Raw genomic sequence first — 23,090 nt, forward strand, 5'->3', positions numbered from 1 at the left:
GACGGCGTGGCGCAACCAGTACCGATTCGCGGTCCGCGGGCCGACCGCGCCCGCCGGGTCGCGGACGTGCTGCGCCAGCAGATCCACGCCGACGCCTACCCGGACGCGCTGCCGGCCGAGCACGAGCTCGCGGCCGAATTCGCGGTGTCGCGCAACACCGTTCGCGAGGCGCTAACGGTCCTGAAAAACGAGGGACTGATCGACCGCGGGCCCAGGGTGGGCACGCACGTCGCCCAGCGCAAGTATGAGCACGGGCTCGACGCGCTGCTGGGACTCAAGGAAACGTTTAAACACCTCGGCGAGGTGCGCAACGAGGTGCGCGCCGCCGTGCCGGTGACCGCCCCTCCGTCGGTGGCCCGCCGGCTGGGGCTGGAGCCGGGCGAGCAGGCGGTGTTCGTCGAGCGGTTGCGTTACCTCGGCGACCTGCCGCTCAGCCTCGACCTGACCTATCTGGCCCCGGACATCGGAGCCCGGATTCTGGAGTATCCGCTGGAGAACTCCTTAGAAAAGCAAGACCTGTTCGCGCTCATCGAGCAGGTGAGCGGGCAGCGGCTGGGTTCGGCGGCGCTGGCGCTGGAGGCCATCCCCGCCGACGCGCACTCGGCGGCCACGCTGCAGGTGCCCGACGGGTCGGCGCTGCTCATGCTGGAGCGGCTCACCAGTCTCGACGACGGCAGACCCGTTGACCTGGAGTACATCCGGATGCGTGGCGATCGAATCACCATGCGCGGCAGTCTGATCAGAGCCGAGCCGATAAGGAGCGAACCATGACGCTGGTCAACAACCGTGCCGATGTGCCGGTCACGATCGACGAGTCGCTGTGCATCGACGGCTGCACGCTGTGCGTCGAGGTCTGCCCGCTCGATGCGCTGGCCATCAACCCGGACACCGGCAAGGCCTTCATGCATGTCGACGAATGCTGGTACTGCGGCCCCTGCGCGGCCCGCTGCCCAACTGGCGCCGTCACCGTCAACATGCCGTATCTGCTCCGCTGAAACCCCAAGGCCTGCAATGAAAAAGCACCCCCTCCGGCTGCTGTCGGTGCTGGCCACGGTCATTGGCGTCCTGGTGGCGGCCTCCGGCTGCTCGCTGGAATCCCTCTCGCAGTCCTCCGGCGTGGTCAACGTCGTGGTGGGATACCAGTCCAAGACCATCAACACCGTCACCGCGGGCACGCTGCTGCGCGCGCAGGGCTACCTGGAGCGCCGGCTCGCCGACATCACCACCCGCACCGGGACCAGATACGCGGTGCGCTGGCAGGACTACGACACCGGCGCCCCGATCACCGCGCAGATGCTCGCCGAGAAGATCGACATCGGCTCGATGGGCGATTACCCGATGCTGATCAACGGCTCCAAGACGCAGGCCAACCCGCTGGCCCGCACGGAGATGGTGTCGGTCACCGGTTACAACCCCAGGGGTGCGCTGAACATGGTTGTGGTGGCACCGGATTCGTCGGCGACCGCGCTGACCGACCTGGCCGGCGCCAGGGTCTCGGCCAGCGTGGGTTCGGCGGGCCACGGAACGCTGGTGCGAGCGCTGGCCAAGGCCGGTGTTAACGGCGTCAGGGGTGTTGAGGTGCTCAACCAGCAGCCGCAGATCGGCGCGTCCGCCCTGGAATCAGGCCAAGTGCAAGCGCTTTCGCAATTCGTCGCCTGGCCCGGGCTGCTGGTCTACCAGGGCAAGGCCAAGTTGCTCTACGACGGCGCCGAGCTGAACCTGCCCACCCTGCACGGTGTGGTGGTGCGGCGCTCGTATGCGTCCGCCCACCCGGAGGTGCTGGCGGCCTTTCTGCAGGCGCAACTGGACGCGACCGATTTCCTCAACTCCAAGCCGCTTCAGGCCGCGCGCATCGTCGCCCAGGGAAGCGGGCTGCCGCAGGAGGTGGTGTACCTCTACAACGGCCCCGGCGGTACCTCGTTCGATGCCACGCTGAAACCGTCGCTGATCGACGCGCTGAAAAGCGATGTGCCGTACCTGAAGTCGATCGGAGACTTCGCCGACCTCAATATCGGGAAGTTCGTGGTGGACGATCCGCTGCGTGCGGTGTTCGCGGCCCGCGGGCTCGACTATGACACGGCGCGGGCGCGCGCCGCGAACCCGTCGGTGCCGGGTGGCGACCCCGCGCTCGCGAGCGAGCTGTGGCTGGACGGCTCCGATGCGACCCAAACCATTGCCGATCCCACCCGCCTGCTGCAGGCGGTCAGGGACGCCGCCGCCCGCGGCGCCAAGGTCCGGGCGGCCTACGTCCCCGACGCCGAGCTGGGAACCCGGTGGTTCGCGGACAAGGCGGTCTGGGTGCGGGACGGCGGGAACTATTTGCCCTTCGGCACCGTGGCCGGGGCCCGTCGCTATACCGCAGCGCACGCCGGCAGCGTCGCCGTGAATTATCAACAAGCACTGGGAGGTTCGGTATGACCGCCGAGTTGAGCGAACGGGTTGTCGGGGCCGTCCCCCTGCCCGCCGTGGCCGCTCCGCGACCGTCCGCTTGGACATCGAGGCCGTGGCGGTCGTGGCTGGTCCGACTGGCGTCGGTGGCCGCCGCCGTCGGCCTGTGGCAGGCACTCACCGCCGGCAAGGTCCGGCTGTTGCTGCGATTCGACACGCTGCCCACCGTCACCCAGATCGTCACCGCGCTGCATCGTCGGTTGGGCGCCTACGAGTACTGGCTCGACCTGGCGCAGTCGGTGATCCGGATCCTCACCGGTTTCGGGCTGGCGGCCGTGGTCGGTGTCGCGACCGGGGTGCTGCTGGGCCGCTCCCGCCTGTTCGCCGACGCGTTCGGGCCGCTGACGGAGCTGGCCAGGCCCATCCCCGCCATCGCGCTGGTGCCGGTGGCGATCCTGCTGTTCCCGACCGACGAGGCCGGGATCGTATTCATCACGTTCCTCGCGGCCTACTTCCCGATCATGGTCAGCACCCGGCACGCGGTGCGGGCGCTGCCCACGCTGTGGGAGGACTCGGTGCGCACCCTGGGCGGCGGCCGCTGGCAGGTGCTGAGCCAGGTGGTGCTGCCCGGCATCCTGCCGGGCGTGTTCGGCGGGCTGTCGGTCGGCATGGGGGTGGCGTGGATCTGCGTGATCTCCGCGGAGATGATCTCGGGCCGGCTCGGGGTCGGATACCGCACCTGGCAGGACTACACCGTGCTGGCCTACCCGCAGGTGTTCGTCGGCATCATCACGATCGGCGTGCTCGGCTTCGCGACGGCGGCGGCCGTCGAGTTGGTGGGCCGCCGCGCGACGCGGTGGCTGCCGCGCGCCCAGGAGGGTTCCAAGTGACCGCAGGAATGCGCCTCGAGCTGGACCGGGTTCGGTTGTCCTACACCGGTGCCCCGGTTATCGACGGGCTCAGCCTGGTGGTGCGGCCGGGCGAGATCCTGGTGCTCACCGGACCGTCGGGCTGCGGCAAGTCCACGCTGCTGCGCGCCCTGGCCGGCCTGCTCTCACCCGACCACGGCCGGGTGCTCGCCGACGGCGCCGAAGTCACCACCACCTCGGGCGACCGCGGCATGGTCTTCCAGGACAACGCGCTGCTGCCGTGGCGCACCGTGCGATCCAACATCGAACTGGCGCTGCGGCTGCGCGGCGAACCCCGCGCCACCCGGCGCGCGGCGGCCGAGCGCTGGATCGACGAGCTGGGGCTCACCGGATTCGGCGCCTACCTGCCCAAGAGCCTGTCCGGTGGGATGCGGCAGCGCGTCCAGCTGGCCCGCGGGCTGGCCGGGGCGCCGCGCGCGGTGATGATGGACGAGCCGTTCGGGGCGCTGGACACCCAAACCCGTGCCGCCATGCAGCGGCTGCTCGTCGACACCTGGCGCACCCACCCGACCACGATCGTCTTCGTCACGCACGACGTGGACGAGGCGCTGGCGCTGGGGGACCGGATCGTCGTGCTGGGCCGGGCCGGCGAGCCGGTGCGCGCCTCGATCGACGTGCCCGATCCGCGGAGCGGCCGGCCAGCCGACGAGTTGAGGGCGGAAATTATTGCTGCGCTGGATCATTCGGTGGCGGCGTGATGCCGGTTCCCGGTCTGGCCCCGCTCCGCCTGGACTGTGACGTGCTGGTCATCGGCGGTGGGACCGCGGGCACCATGGCGGCCCTGTCCGCCGCCGAGAGCGGCGCGCAGGTGCTGTTGCTCGAGAAGGCCCACGTCCGGCATTCCGGCGCGCTGGCGATGGGCATGGACGGGGTCAACAACGCCGTCATTCCCGGGAAGGCCGAGCCCGAGGACTACGTCGCCGAGATCACCCGCGCCAACGACGGAATCGTCAACCAGCGCACCATTTATCAGACCGCCAGCCGTGGTTTCGCGATGGTGCAGCGGCTGGAGCGCTACGGGGTGAAGTTCGAGAAGGACGAGCACGGCGAGTACGCCGTGCGCCGGGTGCACCGCTCGGGCTCCTACGTACTGCCCATGCCGGAGGGCAAGGACGTCAAGAAGGCGCTGTATCGGGTGCTGCGGCAGCGCTCGATGCGGGAGAGGATCCGCATCGAGAACCGCCTGATGCCGGTCCGGGTCCTGGTCGACGGCGGCCGGGCCGTCGGTGCGGCGGCGCTGCACACGCGCACCGGCGAGTTCGTCGCCGTCGGCGCCAAGGCCGTCATCCTGGCCACCGGGGCGTGCGGGCGGCTGGGTCTGCCGGCGTCGGGCTACCTGTACGGTACCTACGAGAACCCGACCAACGCCGGCGACGGGTACGCGATGGCCTACCACGCGGGCGCGGAGCTGTCGGGAATCGAGTGCTTCCAGGTCAATCCGCTGATCAAGGATTACAACGGGCCGGCCTGCGCCTACGTCGCCAACCCTTTCGGCGGCTACCAGGTCAACGCGCAAGGCGAGCGGTTCGTCGACTCCGACTACTGGTCGGGGCAGATGATGGCCGAGGTCAAAAGCGAGATCGACTCCGCCCGCGGACCCATCTACCTCAAGGTGTCGCACCTGTCGGACGAGACGCTGAGGTCGCTGGAGAACATTCTGCACACCACCGAACGTCCCACCCGGGGCACCTTCCACGCCAACCGCGGCCACGACTACCGCACCCACGACGTGGAGATGCACATCTCCGAGATCGGCTTGTGCGGCGGCCATTCCGCGTCCGGGGTGTGGGTCGACGAGCACGCCCGCACCACGGTGCCGGGGCTGTACGCCGCGGGGGACCTGGCCTGCGTCCCGCACAACTACATGATCGGGGCGTTCGTCTTCGGTGACCTCGCCGGCGCGCATGCCGCATCGACTTTGGGCGAAGTCTCAGCGCCACAAGGGTTCCCGGACGACCAGCTGCACGAGGCGCACGAGCTGATCTACCGGCCGCTGCGGCATCCGGACGGGCCGCCGCAATCGCAGGTCGAATACAAGCTGCGGCGCTTCGTGAACGACTATGTGGCGCCGCCCAAGACGGCGGCCAAGCTGTCCATCGCGGTGCGCACCTTCGACCGGATGCGCGACGAGATCGCCGAGATCGGCGCCCGCAATCCGCACGAGCTGATGCGGGCGGTGGAGGTGTCGTTCATCCGGGACTGCGCCGAGATGGCCGCCCGGTCCTCGCTCACCCGGACCGAATCGCGGTGGGGCCTCTACCACGACCGCGCCGACTTGCCCGGCCGCGACGACAGCCAGTGGGGGTATCACCTGAACCTGGTCAAAAGTCGTCATGGCGACATGGTTTTCCTGAAGCGGCCCGTCGCACCGTATTTCGTGCCCGTCCCGGAACTCGACGGCCTGCCGCCCGCGGATCAGACCGTGCGGGAGGTGGAGCAGCCGCCGCTGATCGGCGGCCAGGCCCCCGCCACGGCGGGGTCCCGAATCGCCTCGCCCGCAATCGCGTTCGACCGGCCCTCGCCCCGCATCGCCGAGGTCCTCGCCCTCGAGGAGCCGACTATCGCCGGCCTGGGGCCGTACCTGGCCGACGCCGATCCCGGGGTGCGCCGAACCGCCGTGGCCACGCTCACCGAGCACATCCCCGACGGGTATGCGCCCGCCCTGTTCGCGGCGCTGGATGACGCCGACGCCGCGGTGCGCCGCACCGCCGCCGGGGGAATCCGCGAGCTGGTCGAGGTGCTGCCCGACCCGGCCGGCGCCGAGCCGTATCTGCTGTCCGGGGATACGGTGGTGCGCGCGGCCGCCGTCTACCTGCTGGCCGCGCGCCGGGCCGGCGGCGCCGGGCAATACCGCCGCGCCCTCGACGATCTAGACCATCGGGTGCGCATCGAGGCGGTGCGGGCGCTGGTGTCGGTCGACGACGTGGCCGGCGTCGTCGCGGCCACCGGGGACGAGAGCCGGGAGGTCCGCATCGCGGCGGCCGCCGGTCTCGCGACGCTGGGCGGGGGCGGTGACGCCGTCAGCACGCTCGTCGGCGATCCCGATCCGCTGGTGCGCGCGGCCGCGCTCGCCGCGCTGGGCGAATTGGGCTGCGGTGAGGCCGATCTGGATGCCGTTGAGCGCGCCCTGAAGGCGCCGGCCTGGCAGGTGCGCGAGGGCGCGGCGCGCGCGCTGCGGGGCGCGACGGCCGAGGCCGCGGTGCCCCGGCTGTCCGAGGCGCTGTCCGACACGCACCTCGACGTGCGCAAGGCGGCGGTGCTCAGCCTGACCCGGTGGGCCGGTGAGCCCGCCGCGCATGATGCGCTCGGGGTCGCGCTCAAGGACAGCGACGCCGACGTACGAGCCTACGCGCGCCGGGCCCTGGAACAAGACCGCTAGTCGAGTGTGACTGCACGGCTTTGAGTGTGCGCTGACGGCTTCCAAAGTGCACTCAGGGCGCAAATTCTGGCGATTTCCCGCCCGGGACACACACTCAAAGCCCTGGGCGCACAGCGAAAGCCGGTGTCAGCGCAGGATCTTGGCGAACATCAGGGTGTCCTGCGGTTCGGGCCCCATGGTGGGAAAGACGGCGTGCCGGGCCAGCCGTCCCTCCAGCGCGAAACCCGCGCTTCCAAGCAGTCGCGCGGAGCGCTCGTTGTCGGGACTGCACGTCGCCCAGACGCGATACACCCCGCGATCGGCCTGCAGCGCGGTCAGCAGCAGGTCGAGCACCTCGGCCATGTAACCCTTGCCCCACCACCGCCGCCCGAGGCAGTAACCGATCTCGACCGAGTGCGGCACGGGGCGCCGACAGCTGGTCAGGCCGATGGGGTCGCCGCTGTGCTTCAGCTCGATCGCCCAGGTTCGCTCGTCGTCGCTGACGTTGAGCTTTTCGGTGATGACCCGCCGCGTGGCCGCCACGTCGGGATGCGGTGCCCACAGCAGATACTTGGTGACCTCGGGATCGCGGGCGACCCGCTGGAACAGCGCACCCGCGTCGTCGAGCACCGGTCGGCGCAGCACCAGCCGTTGCCCGGTGATGCGGACAGGCGGGTAGTCGACCATCGCGTTAGAGCCCGAGCGCCTGATAGGTGCGGCGGACGAATTTCGGTTGCGCGGTGCGCAGTTTCGCCAGCGACGTGTTGCCGGCGACGGCCGTGGCCGCGTCCACGGTCAGGTCGGGCAGGTTCTGGATCAGGTACAGCACGATCAGGTCCGCCGACGGGTCGGCCTGCCACCACGTCCCGTAGGCGCCCGGCCAGCTGAACGTCCCCGGCCCGCCGGGCCCGAACAGCGGGGCGGACTTCGCCGGATCGGTCACCACCGAGAGGTTCAATCCGAACCCGCGGCCCACCCAGTACGGCGCGCCGAGGAAGTTGTGCCGCTTCTGTTCGTCGGTGAGCCGGTCGGTCCGCATGAGGCGGGTCGACTCCGGCGAGAGCACCCGCACGCCGTCGACCGTCCCGTCGCCCAGCAGCATCCGCACGAACCGCAGGTAGTCGTCGGCGGTCGACCACAACCCGCCGCCGGCGTTGCAGAACGAGGGCGGCGTGATGTGCGGCGGCCCCATGACGCCGTGCTGCAGCTGGTGTTCGTCGGTGAGCCGGTACATGGTGGCGGCGCGCCGGCGCGCCTCGGGGGACACGAAGAACCCGGTGTCGGGCATGCCCGCCGGGCCCAGGACCCGTTCGTCGAGAACCTGGTGGAACGGCTTGCCGTCGACGCGGGAAGCGATGACGCCCAAGAGGTCGATGGCGTGGCTGTAGGTGACCCGGTCGCCGGGCTGATGCACCAGCGGCAGCTCGGCCAGCTCGCTCAGCCAGGCGTCGGGGCCCTGGTTGAACGGCAGCCGCATGTAGGCCTTCGAGATCGGCCCGGACACCGAGAACGCGTAGGCCAGGCCGCTGGTGTGGGTGAGCAGGTCCTCGATCAGGATGGCGCGCTGGACCGGGTGCGTCCGGTCCAGCGGACCGTGCGGGTCGTCGAGCACCCGCACGTCGGCCAGCTCCGGCGCCCAGCGCACGATCGGGTCTGTCAGCGCCAGCTTGCCCTCGTCGACCAGGCTCATCACCGCCGCGACCGTGACCGGCTTGGTCATCGACGCGATGCGAAACAGCGTGTCCCGTTGCATCGGCAGGCGCGCGTCGATGTCGCGGTAGCCGATCTCGTTGACCTGCAGCAGTTCTCCGCGCTGCCACACCATCGTCACCGCTCCGGCCAGCACGCCGGCGTCGCACACCTCGCGGATGGAGGCCTGATTGAGGTGGAGATTCACCGGATCAGGGTAGCTAGCGCCGCCGGGCGCGGACGTACCAGAACGCCATTTCGATCTCATTCCCGTCCATTTCCCGGCGTATGGTGGCGGGCTCCAGCGCTTCGATGTCCCAGCCCGCGGCGCCGAGGACGTCGCGCAGCGTCTGCTCGGAGACCGCCGGCCGCGGCCATTCGGCATCGGCCGGGTTGGCGTCCGAGAAGCAACTGATGAGCAACGTGGCGCCCGGCCTGGTCGCCCGGTGTGCCGCGGCGGCGTAGCTGCGCTTGCCGTCGTCGTCGAGGCAGTGGAACATGCCGCTGTCGACGATGGTGTCGAACGCGTCGGTGTAGCCCTCGAGCTTGGTGGAGTCGCTCACCGCGAACCTCACGTCGACCCCTGCGTCGCTGGCGCGCCGCTCGGCGGTGATCAACGCGGTCGGGGAGATGTCCAGCCCCGTCACCTGGTAGCCATTCCTGGCCAAATAGATCGCGTTGTCACCCAGCCCGCAGCCGATGTCGAGGACGTCACCGTGTACCCAGCCGCCGGTGTGCCACGCGATGACATTCTCCTTGGGCGCCTTCGTATCCCATGGTGGCGTTGCCATCGGGGGCATGCCTTCGCCGGGGCTCTCACCGCGGTAAAGCGCATCGAAATCTAGACCTGTCATACTCGCCAGCTTAGGCGGCGTGGAGCTCGGCGAGTGCGATGGTGATCCGGTCTTCCACCTCACTGACGAAAATCTCGAGAGGTCCGGGCTGCGGCGGGGCGGTCGAGTGATAGTGCATCCCGGTGGGCGTGATGAATTCCGCCCCATGACAACCGGTTTCGTCTACGGTCGTGCTGACGCGCCAGCCAGGCGCCTCCTTGGCGTAATTGCAGCGCTCACACATTCCCAGCCCGTTGGCCGCGCTGGTCGCACCGCCGCGGCGATGCGGGGTGGCGTGGTCGTGGTGGCGGATCGGGGCGTCACAGTAGGGAGTGCGACCGCGCTGATCACGCAGGCCGATGAACGTGGCGAGCCCCTTCGGGAAGCAACGCGCCCGCGACTCCATGGCCACCAGAGCCCCGGAACCGGGATGCCGGTACAGCCGCCGCAGCGTAGCGCGCGACCGGTCATCGACGACCGCGCCGCGCACCAAATGGCGTGCCACCGCCGCCGGGATGGGGCCATACCCGTCGACCAGTGCCGCCGTGTGGTCGTGCCCCAGCAGCGTCTCGTCGGAAATTACCAGGTTGACCGCGATCGGTTGGGCCACCTCGGCGGGTCGTCCGGTGACGCGCTCGACCAACGTGTCGGCCATCGCCTGGCCGCGGGTGCGGTCATCGAACGTGGTGTCGGCGGCCCGCTTGAGCGCCGCGTAAACCGAAACTCCCTGGGACACAGGCAGCAGCGCGGTCACATAGGTCATCGTGTCGGGCGCGGGACGAATCGTCACCGTGCGTTCTTCCTCAGCCTTGGCCGCCCGGTCGACCACCCTGCGCATTGAGCCGATACGCGATCGCCCGGGCCGCCGCGGCCACCCGCGCGTCACCCATCCCGTCCAGCTTCGACGCGTCGGCGCACAGCTCGGCGTCCAGTGCGCGACGGCGGTCAACCTCCAGACAGGCCGATTCCCGCACGATCAGGGTGGCCCGCCACTCCGACAACCGCCCTGTCTCCAGCGCGGCGAGCGTGTGCGGCATCTCGTGCACCAGCGCCTTGGCGAATCCGAGATGCCGCCCTCCCCGGGCCGGCGAATCCCGTCGCGCGAGAGCGATCTCGCTGGCGACCCCGCGCCCGCGCTGGGCGCCCGGCACTCCCGCGTCGGCCTCACGCGAGCGACGCAGCGCATCTAATTCCACGGCCGATCGCGCCTGAGCTGCGGCGGCCGCCGACTTGGCCACCTCCAACTCGGCGATCCGCGCTATCAGCGCCCCCTCATCTTCGAACATGCTTTCGATAGTAGGCCTGGCCGCCGACACGTCGACCGCGCCGCGGCCCACTCGCATCGAAGTGCTAGGCTGCCGGGCAGTCGACATCCTTTAACGATCCGTCCGGAGAGGCGGAGAAGGAGGTCAAGTTCTCGCATGGGTGCAGCGGGGGATGCCGCCTTAGGCAGCGAATCCCGGGAGTTGATGTCGGCGGCCGACGTGGGCCGCACCATTTCCCGTATCGCGCATCAGATCATCGAAAAGACCGCGCTGGATGGTCCCGACGCGCCGCGGGTGGTGTTGCTGGGCATCCCGACCCGCGGCGTCCTCCTCGCCAAGCGCCTCGCCGCCAACATCGCCGAGTACAGCGGGGCTGACGTCGCACACGGTGCCCTCGACATCACGCTCTACCGGGACGACCTGATGCAAAAGCCGCCGCGGCCGCTGGAGGCCACCTCCATTCCGGCCGGCGGCATCGACGACGCGCTGGTGATCCTCGTCGACGACGTGCTCTATTCCGGCCGCTCGGTGCGTTCCGCCCTGGACGCGCTGCGCGACGTGGGCCGGCCGCGGGCGGTGCAACTGGCGGTGCTGGTCGACCGCGGCCACCGCGAGCTGCCGCTGCGCGCCGACTACGTCGGCAAGAACGTCCCCACCTCACGCAGCGAAAGCGTGCACGTGCTGTTGAGCGAGCACGACGGACGCGACGGGGTGGTGATCTCGCGATGACGCGACACCTGCTGGCAGCCGGCGACCTGAGCCGCGACGACGCCACCGCCATCCTCGACGACGCGGACCGGTTCGCGCAGGCCCTCGTAGGCCGCGAGATCAAGAAGCTGCCGACGCTGCGCGGCCGCACCGTCGTCACGATGTTCTACGAGAACTCGACGCGCACCCGGGTGTCCTTCGAGGTGGCCGGCAAGTGGATGAGCGCCGACGTCATCAACGTCAGCGCGACCGGATCGTCGGTGGGCAAGGGCGAATCGCTGCGTGACACGGCGCTGACGCTGCGGGCGGCCGGCGCCGACGCGCTGATCATCCGCCACCCCGCGTCGGGCGCCGCGCACCTGCTCGCCGACTGGACATGCAGCAACGGTGACGGCCCGTCGGTGATCAACGCCGGCGACGGCACCCACGAGCACCCGACGCAGGCGCTGCTGGACGCGCTGACCGTCCGCCAGCGGCTCGGCGGCATCGAGGGCCGGCGCGTCGTGATCGTCGGCGACATCCTGCACAGCCGGGTCGCCCGCTCCAACGTCATGCTGCTGGACACCCTGGGCGCCGAGGTAGTGCTGGTCGCGCCGCCGACGCTGTTGCCGGTCGGGGTCGACGGCTGGCCGGCCACCGTCTCCTATGACTTCGACGCCGAGCTGCCCGCCGCCGACGCGGTGCTGATGCTGCGGGTGCAGGCCGAGCGGATGAACGGCGGCTTCTTCCCGTCGGTGCGCGAATACTCCGTTCGTTACGGGCTTTCCGAGCGGCGCCAGGCGATGTTGCCGGGCCACGCGGTGGTGCTGCACCCGGGGCCGATGGTGCGCGGCATGGAGATCTCGTCTTCGGTGGCGGATTCATCGCAATCGGCTGTGCTGCAACAGGTTTCGAACGGAGTACACGTCCGGATGGCGGTGCTGTTCCATGTCTTGGTCGGGGCGCAGGAGATCGCGGCATGAGCGTGTTGATCCGCGGCGTGCGTCTCTACGGTGAAGGTGACCGGGTCGACGTGCTGGTCGATGACGGCCAGATCGCCGAAATCGGCCCGGACCTTGAGCAGCCCGGAGCGCTCCAAAAGGATCTAGACGTGATTGATGCGACGGGTCAGGTGCTGCTCCCGGGGTTCGTCGACCTGCACACCCACCTGCGCGAGCCGGGCCGCGAATACGCCGAGGACATCGAAACCGGTTCGGCGGCCGCGGCTTTGGGCGGCTACACGGCGGTGTTCGCGATGGCCAACACCCATCCTGTCGCCGACAGCCCGGTGGTTACCGACCACGTCTGGCATCGCGGCCAGCAGGTCGGCCTGGTCGACGTGCATCCCGTCGGCGCCGTCACCGTCGGGCTGGCCGGCGCCGAGCTCACCGAGATGGGCATGATGACCGCCGGCGCCGCGCAGGTCCGGATGTTCTCCGACGACGGCATCTGCGTGCACGACCCGCTGATCATGCGCCGCGCCCTGGAGTACGCCACCGGCCTGGGAGTGCTGATCGCCCAGCACGCCGAGGAGCCGAGGCTGACCGTCGGCGCCGTCGCCCACGAGGGGCCCACGGCCGCGCGGCTCGGACTCGCGGGATGGCCTCGGGCCGCGGAGGAATCGATCGTGGCCCGCGACGCGCTGCTGGCCCGCGACGCCGGTGCCCGGGTGCACATCTGCCATGCCTCCACGGCGGGCACCGTCGAGATCGTGAAATGGGCCAAGGAACAAGGAATTTCGATTACCGCCGAGGTCACCCCGCACCACCTGCTGCTCGACGACGGCCGGCTGGCCGGCTACGAGGGGGTGAACCGGGTCAACCCGCCGCTGCGCGAGGCCGCCGACGCGGTCGCGCTGCGTCAAGCGCTGGCCGACGGGGTAATCGACTGCGTGGCCACCGACCATGCCCCGCACGCCGAGCACGAGAAGTGCGTCGAGTTCGCGGCGGCGCGCCCCGGCATGCTGGGGCTGCAAACCGCGCTGTCGGTGGTGGTGCAGACGATGGTGGCGCCCGGACTGTTGTCGTGGCGCGATGTCGCGCGGGTGATGAGCGAAAACCCGGCGCGCATCGTCGGGTTGCCCGACCACGGCCGCCCGCTGGAGGTGGGGGAGCCGGCCAACCTCACCGTCGTGGACCCGGACGCCGCGTGGACGGTCGCCGGGTCGGACCTGGCCAGCCGGTCGGCCAACACGCCGTACGAGTCGATGACGTTGCCCGCCACCGTGACCGCGACCCTGCTGCGCGGAAAGGTCACCGCCCGGGACGGGAAGAGCCCGGCATGAACTCGGGCACGTTGGTGGGTTCGCTGATCTTCGCGGCCGTGCTGGTGGTGGTGATCGCGGTGGTGATCCAGTTGATGATGCGCGGCTGGCAGCGCCGCTCCCAGCGGCAAACGGAGCTGATCGGCGACCTGCCCGACGTGCCCGACCAGGTGGGCGGGGCCATGCTGACCACCCGCGGCCTCTATTGCGGCTGCACGACGGCTCCGGCCTGGAACGAGCGGATCACGGCCGGCGATCTGGGGTACCGCAGCAAAGCGGTGCTGACGCGCTATCCCGAGGGGATTCTGCTGGAACGCATTCGCGCCCTTCCTATTTGGATTCCGCAGGAGTCGATCGCGGCCGTCCGCTTGGAACGCGGGATGGCGGGCAAGGTGGTGGCCCGCATCGGGATTCTGGCGATTCGGTGGCGGCTGCCGTCCGGCGTCGAGATCGACACCGGGTTTCGCGCGAACCATCGCGGCGAATACGACGCCTGGCTGGAAGGCCGGCAGGAGGATGTGGCGTGAGTAAAGCCCTGCTGGTTCTCGAGGACGGCCGCGTCTTCACCGGAACGCCGTTCGGCAAGGTCGGTCAGACGCTCGGGGAGGCCGTTTTCTCCACCGGCATGTCCGGCTATCAGGAGACGCTGACCGATCCCAGTTACCACCGCCAGATCGTCGTCGCCACCGCGCCGCAGATCGGCAACACCGGCTGGAACGATGAGGACGCCGAAAGCCGCGGCGACAGGATCTGGGTCGCCGGTTACGCGGTGCGCGACCCGTCGCCGCGCGCCTCCAACTGGCGCGCCACCGGCACGCTGGAGGACGAGCTGGCCCGCCAGGGCATCGTCGGCATCGCCGGGATCGACACCCGTGCGGTGGTGCGGCACCTGCGCAGCCGCGGCTCGATGAAGGCGGGGGTCTTCTCCGGTGACGCGCTGGCCGAGCCGGCCGAGTTGGTGGATCGGGTGCGCGGCCAGCAGTCGATGCTGGGCGCCGATCTGGCCGGCGAGGTCAGCACCGAAGGCGCCTACGTCGTGGAACCCGAAGGACCGCACCGGTTCACGGTGGCCGCCCTGGACCTGGGGATCAAGACCAACACGCCCCGCAACTTCTCCCGGCGCGGCATCCGCAGCCACGTGCTACCGGCGTCGGCGACCTTCGAGCAGATCGCCGACATCAAGGCCAACGGCGTATTCCTGTCCAACGGCCCGGGTGACCCCGCCACCGCCGACCACGTCGTCGCGCTCACCCGCGAGGTGCTGGACGCCGGAATCCCGTTGTTCGGCATCTGTTTCGGCAATCAGATCCTCGGCCGGGCGCTGGGCCTGTCCACGTACAAGATGGTGTTCGGCCACCGCGGCATCAACGTCCCGGTCATCGACCACGCCACCCGGCGGGTCGCGGTGACCGCACAGAATCACGGCTTTGCGCTGGAAGGCGAGGCGGGCCAGTCCTTCGACACCCCGTTCGGCCCGGCGGTCGTCAGCCACACCTGCGCCAACGATGGGGTGGTGGAAGGCGTCAAACTCGCCGATGGCAAGGCGTTTTCGGTGCAGTACCACCCCGAGGCCGCCGCCGGTCCGCACGACGCCGAGTACCTGTTCGACCAATTCATCGACCTGATGGCAGGGGGACGCTGATGTCCTACCCCGCGAGCTGGGGGCACCTCCCGCGTGCGGGGGAGCGTGTCTGTACAACGACACGCCCTCAACGGTGTACAACTGCGCACGCTCGCGCCAAGACCGCGGGGGGATGCTAGTGCCGCGTCGCACCGACTTGCGCCACGTGCTGGTGATCGGCTCGGGGCCGATCGTGATCGGGCAGGCCTGCGAGTTCGACTACTCCGGCACCCAGGCCTGCCGGGTGCTGCGCGCCGAGGGCCTGCAGGTGAGCCTGGTCAACTCCAACCCGGCCACCATCATGACCGACCCCGAGTTCGCCGATAACACCTATGTGGAACCCATCACGCCGGCGTTCGTCGAGCGGGTGATCGCCCAGCAGGCCGAGCGGGGCAACAAGATCGACGCGCTGCTGGCCACGCTGGGCGGGCAGACGGCGCTGAACACCGCGGTCGCGCTGTACGAGAACGGGGTGCTGGAGCGCTACGGCGTCGAGCTCATCGGCGCCGATTTCGACGCCATCCAGCGCGGCGAGGACCGGCAGCGGTTCAAGGACATCGTCGCCAAGGTCGGCGGTGAATCCGCCCGCAGCCGCGTGTGTTTCACCATGGAGGAGGTCCGCGAGACCGTCGAAGAGGTCGGCCTGCCGGTGGTCGTGCGGCCCAGCTTCACCATGGGCGGGCTGGGCTCGGGCATGGCGCACTCCGCCGAAGAGGTCGACCGGATGGCCGGCGCCGGGCTGGCCGCCTCGCCCAGCGCCAACGTGCTGATCGAGGAATCGATCTACGGCTGGAAGGAATTCGAGCTCGAGCTGATGCGCGACGGCCACGACAACGTGGTCGTGGTGTGCTCCATCGAGAACGTCGACCCGATGGGCGTGCACACCGGAGACTCGGTCACCGTCGCCCCGGCCATGACGCTGACCGACCGGGAATACCAGCGGATGCGCGACCTGGGCATCGCGATCCTGCGTGAGGTCGGCGTGGACACCGGCGGCTGCAACATCCAGTTCGCGGTCGACCCGCGCGACGGCCGGCTGATCGTCGTCGAGATGAACCCGCGGGTGTCGCGGTCAAGTGCGCTGGCGTCCAAGGCCACCGGCTTCCCGATCGCCAAGATCGCCGCCAAGCTGGCCATCGGCTACACCCTCGACGAGATCCTCAACGACATCACCAAGGAGACGCCGGCCTGCTTCGAGCCGACGCTGGACTACGTCGTGGTCAAGGCGCCGCGGTTCGCGTTCGAGAAGTTCCCCGGCGCCGACCCAACCCTGACCACCACGATGAAATCCGTCGGCGAGGCAATGTCGTTGGGCCGCAACTTCATCGAGGCGCTGGGCAAGGTGATGCGATCCCTGGAGACCGAGCGCGCCGGGTTCTGGACGTCCTCCGACGACCAGGGGGACATCGATGACGTACTGACCCGGCTGCAGACCCCGACCGAAGGCCGCCTCTACGACATCGAACTGGCGCTGCGGCTGGGCGCATCCGTGGAAGAGGTGGCGCGGGTCTCCGGCGTGGACCCGTGGTTCGTCGCGCAGATCGGTGAGCTGGTCGAGTTGCGCGCGGAGGTGGTCGGCGCCCCGGTGCTGGACGCCGACCTGCTGCGGCAGGCCAAACACAGCGGCCTCTCGGACGGCCAGATCGCCGCGCTGCGCCCGGAATTGGCCGGCGAGGACGGGGTGCGGTCATTGCGGGAGCGCCTCGGCATCCACCCGGTGTACAAGACGGTGGACACCTGCGCGGCGGAGTTCGAGGCCAAGACGCCCTACCACTACAGCAGCTACGAGCTGGACCCCGCCGCCGAAACGGAGGTGGCCCCGCAGACCGAGAAGCCCAAGGTGCTGATCCTGGGATCGGGCCCCAACCGGATCGGTCAGGGCATCGAATTCGACTACAGCTGCGTGCACGCGGCAACGACGTTGAGCCAGGCCGGTTTCGAGACCGTGATGGTCAACTGCAACCCCGAGACGGTGTCCACCGACTACGACACGGCCGACCGGCTCTACTTCGAGCCGCTGACTTTCGAGGACGTCCTGGAGGTGTTCCACGCCGAGACGCAGTCGGGTGGCGATGGTCCCGGCGTCGTCGGTGTCATCGTGCAGCTCGGCGGCCAGACCCCGCTGGGGCTCGCCCAACGGCTCTTCGACGCGGGGGTCCCGATCGTGGGAACCCCGCCGGAGGCCATCGACCTGGCCGAGGACCGCGGCGCCTTCGGCGACGTGCTGGCCGCCGCCGGACTGCCCGCGCCAAAGTACGGCACCGCAACGACTTTCGCCCAGGCCCGCCGGATCGCCGAGGAGATCGGGTACCCGGTGCTGGTGCGGCCGTCCTACGTGCTGGGCGGTCGCGGCATGGAGATCGTCTACGACGAGGAGACGCTGAAGGGCTACATCACCCGCGCCACCGCGCTCTCGCCCGAACACCCGGTGCTCGTCGACCGCTTCCTCGAGGACGCCGTGGAGATCGACGTGGACGCGCTGTGCGACGGGGCCGAGGTCTACATCGGCGGCATCATGGAACACATCGAGGAGGCCGGCATTCACTCCGGCGACTCGGCCTGCGCGCTGCCCCCGGTCACGCTGGGCCGCAGCGACATCGAGAAGGTGCGCAGCTCCACCGAGGCCATCGCCCACGGAATCGGCGTGGTCGGGCTGCTCAACGTCCAGTACGCTCTCAAGGACGACGTGCTCTACGTCCTGGAGGCCAACCCGCGGGCGAGCCGCACGGTGCCATTCGTCTCCAAGGCGACCGCGATCCCGCTCGCCAAGGCGTGCGCCCGGATCATGTTGGGCGCCACTATCTCTCAGCTTCGTGACGAGGGTCTGCTGGCCGCGACCGGGGACGGCGCCCACGCGCCGCCACAGGCCCCGATCGCGGTCAAGGAGGCCGTGCTGCCTTTTAACCGCTTCCGCCGCGCCGACGGCGCGGCCATCGATTCGCTGCTCGGCCCGGAGATGAAATCGACGGGCGAGGTGATGGGCATCGACCGCGACTTCGGCAGCGCCTTCGCCAAGAGCCAGACCGCCGCCTACGGGTCGCTTCCGGCCGGGGGGACGATATTCGTGTCGGTGGCCAACCGCGACAAGCGGTCAATGGTGTTTCCGGTCAAGCGCCTGGCCGACTTGGGATTTCGCGTCCTGGCCACCGAGGGCACCGCGGAGATGTTGCGCCGCAACGGGATCCCGTGTGACGAGGTTCGCAAGCACTTCGAGCCGCCGCAGCAGGGCCGGCCCGTGGCGTCGGCGGTCGACCTGATCAAGGCCGGCGAGGTCGACATGGTGATCAACACCCCCTATGGCAACTCCGGCCCGCGCATCGACGGCTACGAAATCCGCTCGGCCGCCGTGTCGGTCAACATCCCCTGTGTCACCACGGTGCAGGGCGCCTCCGCGGCCGTGCAGGGCATCGAGGCGGGCATCCGCGGCGACATCGGCGTGCGGTCGCTGCAGGAGTTGCACAGCGCCATTGGTGCGCAAGGCGCCGGGCCCATTGGTCAGGGCGCCCGATGACCGGGTTCGGCGCCCGGCTGGCCGAGGCGAAGCTGAGCCGCGGGCCGCTGTGCCTGGGCATCGACCCGCACCCGGAGCTACTGCGGGCCTGGGACCTGCCCACCACGGCCGACGGGCTGGCGGCGTTCTGCGACGTCTGCATCGAGGCCTTCTCCGGATTCGCCGTCGTCAAACCGCAGGTGGCGTTCTTCGAGGCCTACGGCGCCGCCGGATACGCGGTCCTGGAACGCACCATCGCCGCGCTGAGTACGGCCGGGGTGCTGGTGCTGGCCGACGCCAAGCGGGGCGACATCGGGTCGACGATGGCGGCCTACGCCGCGGCCTGGGCGGGCGATTCGCCGCTGGCGGCCGACGCGGTCACCGCCTCGCCCTATCTGGGATTCGGTTCGTTGCGGCCGCTGCTGGAGGCCGCGGCGGCCAACGACCGGGGGGTGTTCGTGCTGGCAGCGACCTCCAACCCGGAGGGCGCCACCGTGCAGCGTGCCGAGTTCGACGGCCGGACGGTGTCACAGCTGATCGTCGACCAGGCGGCGGTCGTCAACCGGTCCGCCACCGGATCCGAGCCCGGATACGTCGGTGTGGTCCTCGGGGCGACGGTGTTCGAGGCGCCCGACGTCAGCGAGCTGGGCGGACCGGTGCTGGTGCCCGGCGTCGGGGTGCAGGGCGGACGGCCCGAGGCGCTCGGCGGCCTGGGCGGGGCCGCGCCGGGCCAGCTGCTGCCCGCGGTGGCGCGTGAGGTGCTCCGGGCCGGACCGAGCGTGTCGGACCTGCGCGCGGCCGGCGAACGGATGCTGGACGCGGTCGCGTACCTCGCTGCCCTGTAGATCGCGTTTCGGTGTGAAACCTGGGCTTTCACTGTGCGTCCACCGCGCGGCTAAGGCCGTTTTTCCCGCCCCCAGCACACACGTAAAGCCGTCGGCGCACACTCAGTCCGAAGCTACGGCCGCAGTTGGCCGTGCGGTCTCCACGATGACGCTGGTGGCCTTGACGACGGCCACGGCGACGCTGCCGGGCCGAAGTTTCAGCTCGTCGGCGGCCGCGGTGCTCATCAGCGAGATCACGGTGTGGGGACCGCACTGCATCTCGACCTGGGTCATCACCGTGTCGCTGATCACCCTCGTGACCAGGCCGACGAACCGGTTGCGGGCCGAGCTGCCGATGCTCAGCGGATCCGGTGGCGGGGCGGGTGCGTTGGTCCGGGAGAACTCGGCCAGATCCTCGCTCGCGATGACCTTGCGCCCCGCCGCGTCGTGACCGACCGACAAAGTGCCTTGGTTGATCCAGCGGCGGACCGTGTCGTCGCTGACTCCCAGCAGTTCAGCCGCCTGACGAATGCGCAGGTTCGGCACGGTTTCGATCGTAACTGATATTTGGCTGGGCATTAGCTGAAACATCGCTGCGTAAACGCCGCCGACCTGGCACTTGACCGCGGGCGCGACACGCGCGACGCACGATGAAAAATCTCGTGATCCCCGGCACCCGGGCGTGGGGCCGTTCGCCGTGGGCGTCCGCCGCGTCCGCGGCCGCCCCGCCCCGCGCTGACACGAGAGCCCAAAACCACTGGTAGAACCCCCTATTCGGGGCCGCGGGAAGGCGGCGCCACCGTCGAAACGGGGCTGCGTACGGGCCGTCCCGGCGATGCCCCGGCGGGTTAGCCCGGGGGCCCACGCTGCACATTTGCACAATTAACGAGGGGGTCGGATTAGATTTCGTCAGGAAGCCTGAGTACGGTCATCTCCGCTGGCTGAAGTACCCGGCAGAGACAAAACGAGATCGATTATCGATTGATCAGATACGGAGGAATCGTGGCCCTTCCCCAGTTGACCGACGAGCAGCGCGCGGCCGCGTTGGAGAAGGCGGCTGCCGCACGTCGAGCGCGAGCAGAGCTCAAAGATCGGCTCAAGCGCGGTGGCACCAACCTCACCCAGGTGCTCAAGGACGCCGAAAGCGATGAAGTCCTCGGCAAGATGAAGGTGTCTGCGCTGCTCGAGGCCTTGCCGAAGGTGGGCAAGGTCAAGGCGCAGGAGATCATGACCGAGCTGGAAATCGCTCCCACCCGCCGCCTGCGCGGCCTCGGGGACCGGCAGCGCAAGGCCCTGCTGGAAAAGTTCGGCTCCTAAACCGAAACCGCGACCATGCAGGCCGAATGGCCTGTGGGGGCACCGACCCGGGAGCGCCAGTGACCGGCGGGGGGCCGGACGTTGCACGGGGGGCACGCCCTGAGCCAACGGGCAGGGGGCGTGTGGTCGTGCTGTCCGGTCCCTCCGCGGTCGGCAAGTCGACGGTGGTCCGGTGTCTGCGCGAGCGGATCCCCAACCTGCAGTTCAGCGTCTCGGCCACGACGCGGGCGCCGCGGCCCGGCGAAGTGGACGGCGTCGACTACCACTTCGTCACCCCCGCCCGCTTCCAGCAACTGATCGATGAGGGCGCCCTGCTGGAGTGGGCCGAGATCCACGGCGGGCTGCACCGGTCGGGCACTCTGGCCGAGCCGGTGCGGGCCGCCACGGTGTCCGGGCTTCCCGTGCTCATCGAGGTCGACCTGGCCGGTGCCAGGGCGGTCAAGAAGGCGATGCCCGAGGCGCTCACCGTGTTCCTGGCGCCCCCCAGCTGGGAGGATCTGGAGGCCAGGCTGATCGGGCGCGGCACCGAGACACCGGAGGCGATACGGCGCCGCCTCGACACCGCCCGCACCGAAATGGCGGCCCAGGACGACTTCGACGAAGTGGTGGTCAACAGTCGATTGGAGTCTGCGTGCGCCGAATTGGTATCCTTGCTGGTGGGAACTGCGCCGGGCTCGGCATGAACCGCCTGACCAGACCAGATTCAAGCATCGAAGTTCTTTAGCCGTTCAGCACGGCTCTAATGCGTCAGGAGACAGACCTACGTGAGCATTCCCCAGTCCGACCCGTCACTGACCGCCGTGGACCAGTTCGATCCCTCGGCGGGCGGGCAGGGCGGTTACGACACCCCTCTGGGCATCACCAACCCGCCCATCGACGAGCTGCTGGACCGCGTCTCCAGCAAGTACGCCCTGGTCATCTACGCGGCCAAGCGGGCCCGTCAGATCAACGACTACTACAACCAGCTCGGCGAGGGCATCCTCGAGTACGTGGGCCCGCTCGTCGAGCCCGGGCTGCAGGAAAAGCCGTTGTCCATCGCGTTGCGCGAGATCCACGCCGACCTGCTCGAACACACCGAGGGCGAGTAACAGGCAGGGCCGGGCGCGCTGTGGACAGCAAGCGGATCGTCGTCGGCGTCTCGGGGGGCATCGCCGCCTACAAGGCATGCACCGTCGTCCGTCAGCTCGCCGAAGCCGGCCACCAGGTCCGCGTCATCCCCACCGAATCCGCGCTGCGGTTCGTGGGGGCCGCAACCTTCGAGGCGCTGTCGGGCCAGCCGGTGCGCACCGGCGTCTTCGACGACGTGCCCGAGGTGCCGCACGTCCAGCTCGGCAAGCAGGCCGACCTGGTCCTCGTGGCGCCGGCCACCGCCGACCTGCTGGCCAGGGCAGTCTCCGGCCGGGCCGACGACCTGCTGACCGCAACGCTGCTGACCGCCCGATGTCCCGTGCTGTTCGCCCCGGCGATGCACACCGAGATGTGGTTGCACCCGGCCACCGTCGACAACGTGGCCACGCTGCGGCGCCGCGGGGCCGTGGTGCTCGAACCCGCCTACGGACGGCTCACGGGCACCGACAGCGGTGCCGGAAGGCTGCCCGAGGCCGAAGAGATCACCACCCTGGCCCAGCTGCTACTGGAGCGCCACGACGCGCTGCCCTACGACCTTGCCGGCCGCCGGGTGCTGGTCACCGCCGGCGGCACCCGCGAACCGATCGACCCGGTGCGCTTCATCGGCAACCGCAGCTCCGGCAAGCAGGGCTATGCGGTGGCGCGGGTCGCCGCCCAGCGCGGCGCCGAGGTCACCCTGATCGCCGGGCACACCGCCGGGCTGATCGACCCCGCCGGCGTCAACGTGGTGCAGGTCAGCTCGGCGCAGCAACTCGGCGAGGCGGTATCCAAGCACGCTCCCGAGTCGGACGTGCTGGTCATGGCGGCGGCCGTCGCCGACTTTCGGCCCGCGCAGGTTGCCACCGCGAAGATCAAAAAGGGCCCCGACATCCAGGAAGAGCCGACGATCGGGCTGGTCCGCAACGACGACGTGCTGGCCGGCGCGGTGCGGGCCCGCGCGCACGGGCAGCTGCCCAACATGCGGGCCATCGTGGGTTTTGCCGCCGAGACCGGCGACGCCAACGGCGATGTGTTGTTCCACGCGCGAGAAAAGCTGCGGCGCAAGGGCTGTGACCTCTTGGTCGTCAACGCCGTCGGCGACAACAGGGCATTCGAGGTGGACAGCAACGACGGCTGGCTGCTGGCTTCCGACGGCACCGAGTCGGCGCTTCCGCACGGCTCCAAGACGCTTATGGCCAGTCGTATCGTGGATGCGATAGTCGCGTTCCTGCACGGCCACAGCGGGTAGAAGGGTTTGTTTCGCTACGGCGCCCGCGCGGGCGCCGGATGATGCCAGAAGATATAATTCGACTAACTAA

Annotated in this window: 21 protein-coding genes and 1 pseudogene; 17 read left to right on the forward strand and 5 right to left on the reverse strand. The window is 69.7% G+C overall.

Features of this window, described 5'->3' with window-relative positions; genetic code table 11:
* Positions 1 to 6: 6 nt before the first annotated feature.
* The 6 genes from JWP83_RS23255 to JWP83_RS23280 are packed head-to-tail and all read left to right on the forward strand — an operon-like array spanning position 7 to position 6,696.
* Positions 7 to 771, forward strand: coding sequence for a GntR family transcriptional regulator (locus JWP83_RS23255; protein ID WP_297735440.1), 765 nt, complete (start codon positions 7 to 9; stop codon positions 769 to 771).
* Positions 768 to 995, forward strand: a complete 228-nt coding sequence (locus JWP83_RS23260) for a ferredoxin family protein (RefSeq protein WP_066972033.1) — start codon at positions 768 to 770, stop codon at positions 993 to 995. Before JWP83_RS23255 ends, JWP83_RS23260 begins: the two co-directional genes overlap by 4 nt.
* Before the next feature lie 16 nt (positions 996 to 1,011).
* Positions 1,012 to 2,418 (forward strand): ABC transporter substrate-binding protein, encoded by a 1,407-nt coding sequence (locus JWP83_RS23265; RefSeq protein WP_297735447.1) that lies wholly within the window; start codon positions 1,012 to 1,014, stop codon positions 2,416 to 2,418.
* On the forward strand, positions 2,415 to 3,278 hold the full coding sequence (locus JWP83_RS23270; protein WP_297735449.1) for an ABC transporter permease: 864 nt from the start codon (positions 2,415 to 2,417) through the stop codon (positions 3,276 to 3,278). The genes JWP83_RS23265 and JWP83_RS23270 overlap by 4 nt, the downstream gene beginning before the upstream one ends.
* Positions 3,279 to 3,286: 8 nt before the next feature.
* Positions 3,287 to 4,015: an ABC transporter ATP-binding protein gene (locus tag JWP83_RS23275; RefSeq protein WP_297735536.1), complete on the forward strand. Its 729-nt coding sequence runs from the start codon at positions 3,287 to 3,289 to the stop codon at positions 4,013 to 4,015.
* The gene (locus tag JWP83_RS23280) at positions 4,015 to 6,696 is read left to right on the forward strand and encodes a fumarate reductase/succinate dehydrogenase flavoprotein subunit (RefSeq protein ID WP_297735452.1); all 2,682 of its coding nucleotides are present in this window, start codon (positions 4,015 to 4,017) and stop codon (positions 6,694 to 6,696) included. Before JWP83_RS23275 ends, JWP83_RS23280 begins: the two co-directional genes overlap by 1 nt.
* A 126-nt stretch (positions 6,697 to 6,822) precedes the next feature.
* Here the strand turns inward: JWP83_RS23280 and JWP83_RS23285 are convergent, their stop codons facing one another.
* From JWP83_RS23285 to JWP83_RS23300, 4 genes and pseudogenes are all read right to left on the reverse strand, one after another.
* A complete protein-coding gene (locus JWP83_RS23285; protein ID WP_297735456.1) occupies positions 6,823 to 7,362 on the reverse strand; it encodes a GNAT family N-acetyltransferase in 540 nt (179 codons plus the stop codon).
* 4 nt (positions 7,363 to 7,366) lie between these two features.
* Positions 7,367 to 8,572, reverse strand: coding sequence for a serine hydrolase (locus tag JWP83_RS23290; RefSeq protein WP_297735458.1), 1,206 nt, complete (start codon positions 8,570 to 8,572; stop codon positions 7,367 to 7,369).
* Between the two features lie 13 nt (positions 8,573 to 8,585).
* Positions 8,586 to 9,218: a class I SAM-dependent methyltransferase gene (locus JWP83_RS23295; RefSeq protein ID WP_297735461.1), complete on the reverse strand. Its 633-nt coding sequence runs from the start codon at positions 9,216 to 9,218 to the stop codon at positions 8,586 to 8,588.
* Positions 9,219 to 9,228: 10 nt separating this feature from the next.
* A pseudogene (locus JWP83_RS23300) lies at positions 9,229 to 10,483 on the reverse strand (DUF222 domain-containing protein).
* 135 nt (positions 10,484 to 10,618) lie between these two features.
* On the opposite strand from JWP83_RS23300, the gene pyrR reads away from it, so the two are divergent.
* The 7 genes from pyrR (at position 10,619) to pyrF (ending at position 19,368) form a co-directional block, all read left to right on the forward strand.
* Positions 10,619 to 11,191, forward strand: a complete 573-nt coding sequence (pyrR, locus tag JWP83_RS23305) for a bifunctional pyr operon transcriptional regulator/uracil phosphoribosyltransferase PyrR (RefSeq protein WP_297735464.1) — start codon at positions 10,619 to 10,621, stop codon at positions 11,189 to 11,191.
* Positions 11,188 to 12,132 (forward strand): aspartate carbamoyltransferase catalytic subunit, encoded by a 945-nt coding sequence (locus JWP83_RS23310; RefSeq protein ID WP_297735467.1) that lies wholly within the window; start codon positions 11,188 to 11,190, stop codon positions 12,130 to 12,132. Before pyrR ends, JWP83_RS23310 begins: the two co-directional genes overlap by 4 nt.
* A complete protein-coding gene (locus tag JWP83_RS23315; protein WP_297735470.1) occupies positions 12,129 to 13,433 on the forward strand; it encodes a dihydroorotase in 1,305 nt (434 codons plus the stop codon). The genes JWP83_RS23310 and JWP83_RS23315 overlap by 4 nt, the downstream gene beginning before the upstream one ends.
* Positions 13,430 to 13,939 (forward strand): transporter, encoded by a 510-nt coding sequence (locus tag JWP83_RS23320; protein ID WP_297735473.1) that lies wholly within the window; start codon positions 13,430 to 13,432, stop codon positions 13,937 to 13,939. The genes JWP83_RS23315 and JWP83_RS23320 overlap by 4 nt, the downstream gene beginning before the upstream one ends.
* Complete coding sequence (gene carA, locus JWP83_RS23325; RefSeq protein ID WP_297735476.1) at positions 13,936 to 15,054, forward strand: glutamine-hydrolyzing carbamoyl-phosphate synthase small subunit; 1,119 nt, start codon at positions 13,936 to 13,938, stop codon at positions 15,052 to 15,054. The genes JWP83_RS23320 and carA overlap by 4 nt, the downstream gene beginning before the upstream one ends.
* Before the next feature lie 118 nt (positions 15,055 to 15,172).
* Positions 15,173 to 18,544 carry a carbamoyl-phosphate synthase large subunit gene (gene carB / locus JWP83_RS23330; RefSeq protein WP_297735539.1) on the forward strand — a complete coding sequence of 1,124 codons (3,372 nt, stop codon included), beginning with the start codon at positions 15,173 to 15,175 and terminating at the stop codon, positions 18,542 to 18,544.
* Positions 18,541 to 19,368, forward strand: a complete 828-nt coding sequence (gene pyrF / locus JWP83_RS23335; RefSeq protein ID WP_297735480.1) for an orotidine-5'-phosphate decarboxylase — start codon at positions 18,541 to 18,543, stop codon at positions 19,366 to 19,368. Before carB ends, pyrF begins: the two co-directional genes overlap by 4 nt.
* A 102-nt stretch (positions 19,369 to 19,470) precedes the next feature.
* On the opposite strand, the gene JWP83_RS23340 is transcribed toward pyrF, so the two are convergent.
* Positions 19,471 to 19,893, reverse strand: coding sequence for a TOBE domain-containing protein (locus tag JWP83_RS23340; RefSeq protein ID WP_297735483.1), 423 nt, complete (start codon positions 19,891 to 19,893; stop codon positions 19,471 to 19,473).
* Between the two features lie 456 nt (positions 19,894 to 20,349).
* Here JWP83_RS23340 and mihF point away from each other — a divergent pair, with 456 nt between their 5' ends.
* The 4 genes from mihF to coaBC all read left to right on the forward strand — a co-directional run bounded on the left by mihF (position 20,350) and on the right by coaBC (position 23,020).
* Positions 20,350 to 20,664 carry an integration host factor, actinobacterial type gene (gene mihF / locus JWP83_RS23345; RefSeq protein WP_036355303.1) on the forward strand — a complete coding sequence of 105 codons (315 nt, stop codon included), beginning with the start codon at positions 20,350 to 20,352 and terminating at the stop codon, positions 20,662 to 20,664.
* Positions 20,665 to 20,786: 122 nt separating this feature from the next.
* The gene (gmk, locus tag JWP83_RS23350; protein WP_297735493.1) at positions 20,787 to 21,347 is read left to right on the forward strand and encodes a guanylate kinase; all 561 of its coding nucleotides are present in this window, start codon (positions 20,787 to 20,789) and stop codon (positions 21,345 to 21,347) included.
* 81 nt (positions 21,348 to 21,428) lie between these two features.
* Positions 21,429 to 21,752: a DNA-directed RNA polymerase subunit omega gene (rpoZ, locus tag JWP83_RS23355; RefSeq protein WP_297735496.1), complete on the forward strand. Its 324-nt coding sequence runs from the start codon at positions 21,429 to 21,431 to the stop codon at positions 21,750 to 21,752.
* A gap of 20 nt (positions 21,753 to 21,772) precedes the next feature.
* Positions 21,773 to 23,020, forward strand: coding sequence for a bifunctional phosphopantothenoylcysteine decarboxylase/phosphopantothenate--cysteine ligase CoaBC (gene coaBC / locus JWP83_RS23360; RefSeq protein WP_297735499.1), 1,248 nt, complete (start codon positions 21,773 to 21,775; stop codon positions 23,018 to 23,020).
* Positions 23,021 to 23,090: the final 70 nt, after the last annotated feature.

The sequence above is a fragment of the Mycobacterium sp. genome (genome assembly GCF_025965855.1).
Taxonomy (GTDB): domain Bacteria; phylum Actinomycetota; class Actinomycetes; order Mycobacteriales; family Mycobacteriaceae; genus Mycobacterium.